We start from the raw sequence: 4,649 nt of genomic DNA, 5'->3' as shown, positions 1-4,649 counted from the left end.
GATGCGTGAGATCGAGATGCTGAAGCGGCAGGGAACATCCCAGGTGTTCATGAACGCAGGTGGTGGAGCTGCTGCTGTCGGTGGCAGCGACGCCGCGAACGCTCCTCCCCTCAAAAGCAGGGTGACCGCTGCGATCCTCGCCTTCCTGCTCGGTGGGCTCGGCTTCCACAAGTTCTATCTCGGACAGACCGGGATGGGTCTGCTGTACCTCGTCTTCTGCTGGACGTTCATTCCCGCCATCATCGGCTTCATCGAGGGGATCATCTACCTCACCTCATCGGACGCTACGTTCAAACGGAAATACGGCTGACCTGATGCGGATGATCTCCATCGCCGGACTGGCCCTGTCCGTCCTGACCTTCTCCCACCCGGTCATCGCCAGTGACCGGGTTCCCCTGCGTGACGGGTTCTATGCGGAGAATTCCGAAAAGTGCGCTGAGTTCAGGAAGGGGGAACTCGATCTTCCCCCGTGGCAGGTTGCGAAAGGGGGACGACAGTTTCAGGGACCGGAAATGGCGTGGGTCGTTGCGTCGGTCAAAACCGTCCTCCCCCCACACCGTCACCACGTCCAGTCGACCTGCCGGGAGTACGATACGATTTCCCACCAGTCGTTCATTCTCGACACCCCGACGCGGGAGCGGTTCTCTCTGGAGGGTGAGGATTGCATCTGGCGCCAGACCAGCCATGGACAACCGAGGGCATCCCGACCCACCCCGGGCAACAACCGCAAACTGTCCGACAGGGCGCTGGTCGACCAATGGGGCGACCTGAACGATGATTGTCGCGGTGGCAGCGGCGACGACCCCAAAGCGGATCAGGCGTGCGGTCGTCGCTCCGGCGTTGCGGACGAACTGCAGCGACGCGGTTTCTGCTACCGGACCGTGAAAGGCGGCCAGAACTGGGTTCGCTGCGACAAGTAAACCCTCCCTCCCCTGTGCACGACGACCCCTGACGTGAGTTGCCCGCGCAATGACCCTTGATCGACGTGGGCGAAACCGGGTACATGAAGGTCCCTGTCCCTGGCGATTTGCCGGCGGCGGGACGGGCGGGATCAGAACCCAACGGTTCCATCTCCGCTCTGCGGGCGTAGTTCAGTGGTAGAACGACAGCTTCCCAAAGACAGTCAGTTGCATATTCTTCCATAATTGTTTGCGGAAAACTTCCGGATTCATCACATCATAAATCCGGATTTCCACTTTTCCTGACGTCTGACCTTTCAGGTCCACACACCACACCAAAGCGAACTCAACATTGCGGATTGTCCCCGGAAGCTCCGCAATTCTCACACCACGTTCGACCCCATCAGCGGTGACAGTACCCGTACCATCTCTGGAAAACGCGATGGGAAATCCACCCCCGATCCCGTTGTCCCCTCACCTGATCGCCGTGACCCTCCGGGCTTCCAAGATCTGGAGGGGAACAACACATGTCGAGAAAACCGAAATCACCCGAACCCGTCGTCACTGACATGTCGATCGTCGAGAAGGCGGTCGCGGAAGCGCGGGAGATGATGTCGAACGGCAGCACCAAGATTGACGCCGCGATGGCAATGTACCGGCAGCTTGAAAGCCACCCTCAGGACGTTGTTGTCCGGGCGTTCATCGACGGCGCGGCGCTCACTGACAGGGGAGCGCTGACCTACTGGTATAACTGCCGGAGAAAGAGGAGCCGGGAGCGACCCGGTTCGTAAGACGGAGGTTGATCAAGTGAAGAAGAAAAATAATTTGCATAACCGCCCCAGATAGCAATCCGTAAATGTTCTATATGGGTGTAGGGCCATCAACATTTACGGATTGAGGGCGTCACCGTCGCTGTTCATCCTGCCGGCAATATAATTCGATCATGCTGTGTCGGCGTCAAGTTGGGTTGCGTCGTTGCCTTGAGAATTATATTTTCGGCAGGATGAACAACAGACCACTCCCTATATACAACGAAAACGTCTGACCAGTTTTTATAGCGCAGACCGCCCTCGCCCTGCGCCCAGACGCCCCAGTCTTCGTACATGGACCTCATTTCCATCGCTATCGCTGATGGACATGGCGTCTGGTTGCTGTGGCATGTTAAGGGACGTCGAAAGCCTTACTGCCTGCTCAATCGCGTCTTCAAGATTTGCAGCATCGAGCGTCTCTTGCCCGACCACAGCATGCGCCTTGTCCGTATCGCGAATCCGATAGAACTTGATGACGACCTTCATTGCCAGCTCCTGACGCCCAGATCGCAATCACCAGCGCGTTTTGCCCTTGGCGCGCTTCGTATTTATGTTTGCCGCACCCCCATCCTGACTGACAAACAGCCCGGCGGGCTGCGGAGCGGACTTCTCCTGCTTTGGTTTTTTAATCTCGCGATTGCCTCTCCGCTGTTCTTTAGCCATGACTACGAATCCTTTCAATCAAAGTCCGCCCCTTTGCCGCGCCAAGCGAAGCAACTGGCCTTATGTCGTCCTGGGTCACCATTCTTTCATAGCGCTCTACATCGCTGCTAATACGATACTGCGGAGACGACCCGCTTGGCGGAAAAATTCTAGTAATATGATAGACAACATCGGTTTCTTTAAACGCATTAAATAGCATAACCGACTGACCTATCGAGTATATATGAGACTCACGACCCGCCATCATTTGGCTCAAGGCGTCTCCGTGTTTTCTTTTAGATTTCATTTTAGCACGACCTTTGACAAAAAATGTGATTATATTTGAAACTTCCGGAGCAACGCAATGACCCCGAAATTTATCTCGCCATTTTGACTTGACGATAAAAAAGCCCCGCAGAGCGGGGCAGCCGATTGCGCCTCAACCGTCAACTCTAGAGGCATCGCTACAAAAAGCGGGGTTTGGCGGCTCCAACGTCGACCAGCGCATCATCCGGGCTCTTCGCGCCTTGGCATGATTGGCCAGAAGCGTTACGTGGAGCATCGGCGTCTGATCCGGCTCCGACAGATCGACTGCTGGCGTCGCCGTGCTGCGGCCCAATGTATTCTTGGTCATCTGGCACACCCTTGCTCGCTATAAAAACATAAGCCCCTTCTAAAGGCAGATGACGCACCCTCTGCTGGGCGTCCAATCACGCCCGCCCTCCCGCTTCCCCGGGGCCTCCCGGCTGGGTGGGATCGACCTCCGGGAGTGTTTCCACTGCATTTAGCGGCTGGCTGTCTTGGGTGGCCATGCTTCCCTCCACGGGGCAGGCTATCGGGCCGCAGCGCAGGATAGGGCTGCACGGCCAGAGTGGCCCGGCAAGGCCACCCCTCTCTCTGCGGCACGAATGCGGTTTATCCGTGTCCGGATATTGAAACCCCAGCCAGCCAGACAATCTGCCGAAAAAAAGGCGCTTACATGCAATAATTTTCAATGCTCCCTTGCAAAAGACACAATTGTCATATAGTAAATTCTCCATCGAACTTGTTGACGAACTTTGTTTTTGCGCGCTAGCGCAGTTACGACTTCTTCCCTCAAATTCGTGTTCATAGGGTCTGGCACATTGCCGGATGCTGAAATTCTGTGTCGATTTGAAAGGAAGTCGTCATGAATACCGGAACCGTAAAATTTTTTAACGCCAACAAGGGCTTTGGCTTTATCCAGCCGGACGACGGTAACTCCGATGTGTTTGTGCACATCTCCGCCGTAGAGCGTTCGGGCATGTCGTCCCTCTTCGATGGCCAGAAGGTGTCGTTCGACATCGTCATGGACCAGCGCAAGGGCAAGGTTGCAGCTGAGAACCTGAAGGCCGCCTGAACTGGCGCGCGCCTGAAATCAGCCCGTCTGAGCAAATTATGGGTCAGGCTATCCAGCCTGGCCCTTTTTCATATTCAGAAAGCGCGACCTCCCGAGCCCGGGAAAATCATTCCGGAAGCCTTAGCCGATCCACAGCCAAGCGGATGCTCGCGCCCTAAAGAGCAAAAAATGGAGTTCTGATTTGCATAGCACTGGACATGTTGAGTTTTCCGACCGCCGCAAAGCCGCTGCAGCCGCAAAGACGGCTTCAGTCCAAGCCTATCGGGCTGCCCGGACAGCATCGGCTCCACAGCGGGAGGCAAACCAACTTGAACGCGCTGCAGTTGCCAAAGCTCGCGAAATACGCCGTGCGCAGCGGGAACATGCAAAACTTGAGGAGCGCGCCCGGCTCGACACTGAGAGCGCAGCGCGCGAAGCACAGAAAGCTGCGCTCGAAGCGGTTGAACTGGATGCCCGCGCAAAAGCGAACGCCGCTGAAGAAGCTGCCCAAAAAGCCAAACGTGACCTGCGTTACGCCAGCCGAAAAGCTCGGAGCAATTGATCGGGCTTTGAAAGCATGGGCAGCTAAAGCAGATTTCAGCACAACGGGCGCGTCGTACCCGCAAAGAAACAGGACCACCTCGCGAGGTGGTTCTGGAATATCCATAAAAAATTAAGCCTTTACGTCGCTGATACAACAGCTTCAAAGGCTGTCAGCCCGCGCCGTCAACAGGCATTCTCGTCTCAGCCCCCCTGAAACTGCCTCCTCGTGTTCGAAAAACACATCAACCTCAAGCTCGGGGAAATGCTCCGCCTTCAGTTTCGCAAGCGCCGCCCACACCCGCCCGGTGTCCAACGTCACTCCGGGCTCGAAAGGCTTTGCCTTAGAGCGTTTTTCGATCATTCCGGCTCATATCCGCATGAAACGAAGTAGTTCTCACA

General features: G+C 56.1%; 8 protein-coding genes. 5 read left to right on the top strand and 3 right to left on the bottom strand.

All coding sequences use genetic code 11. The annotated features are described in order from the left end of the window. From IE243_RS22140 to IE243_RS22130, 3 genes are all read left to right on the top strand, one after another. Positions 1 to 310, top strand: a 310-nt coding sequence (locus IE243_RS22140; protein WP_210319957.1) for a TM2 domain-containing protein, incomplete at its 5' end; no start/stop codon positions are given. A 4-nt stretch (positions 311 to 314) separates the two neighbouring features. Further along, the gene (locus IE243_RS22135; protein ID WP_191321461.1) at positions 315 to 920 is read left to right on the top strand and encodes a hypothetical protein; all 606 of its coding nucleotides are present in this window, start codon (positions 315 to 317) and stop codon (positions 918 to 920) included. 506 nt (positions 921 to 1,426) lie between these two features. Further along, positions 1,427 to 1,690, top strand: a complete 264-nt coding sequence (locus tag IE243_RS22130; protein ID WP_191321460.1) for a hypothetical protein — start codon at positions 1,427 to 1,429, stop codon at positions 1,688 to 1,690. Positions 1,691 to 1,951: 261 nt separating this feature from the next. Here IE243_RS22130 and IE243_RS22125 read toward each other — a convergent pair whose 3' ends face one another. Both IE243_RS22125 and IE243_RS22120 read right to left on the bottom strand, forming a co-directional pair. Next, positions 1,952 to 2,194 carry a hypothetical protein gene (locus tag IE243_RS22125; RefSeq protein WP_132011032.1) on the bottom strand — a complete coding sequence of 81 codons (243 nt, stop codon included), beginning with the start codon at positions 2,192 to 2,194 and terminating at the stop codon, positions 1,952 to 1,954. A 27-nt stretch (positions 2,195 to 2,221) separates the two neighbouring features. Then, positions 2,222 to 2,371, bottom strand: a complete 150-nt coding sequence (locus IE243_RS22120) for a hypothetical protein (protein WP_165910084.1) — start codon at positions 2,369 to 2,371, stop codon at positions 2,222 to 2,224. Between the two features lie 1,147 nt (positions 2,372 to 3,518). On the opposite strand from IE243_RS22120, the gene IE243_RS22115 reads away from it, so the two are divergent. Then, entirely contained in the window at positions 3,519 to 3,728 is a 210-nt protein-coding gene (locus tag IE243_RS22115; RefSeq protein WP_132011028.1) for a cold-shock protein, read from the top strand. 181 nt (positions 3,729 to 3,909) lie between these two features. After that, entirely contained in the window at positions 3,910 to 4,269 is a 360-nt protein-coding gene (locus IE243_RS23675; protein ID WP_244643320.1) for a DUF6481 family protein, read from the top strand. A gap of 141 nt (positions 4,270 to 4,410) precedes the next feature. On the opposite strand, the gene IE243_RS22105 is transcribed toward IE243_RS23675, so the two are convergent. Beyond that, entirely contained in the window at positions 4,411 to 4,611 is a 201-nt protein-coding gene (locus IE243_RS22105; protein WP_191321458.1) for a hypothetical protein, read from the bottom strand. Positions 4,612 to 4,649: the final 38 nt, after the last annotated feature.

Origin of the sequence: Camelimonas fluminis (assembly GCF_014656355.1) — a bacterium.
In the GTDB taxonomy this organism is placed as follows: Bacteria; Pseudomonadota; Alphaproteobacteria; order Rhizobiales; family Beijerinckiaceae; genus Camelimonas; species Camelimonas fluminis.
The sequence above is the reverse complement of the archived record's forward strand: the minus strand, read 5'-3'. Positions and strand labels throughout refer to the sequence as shown.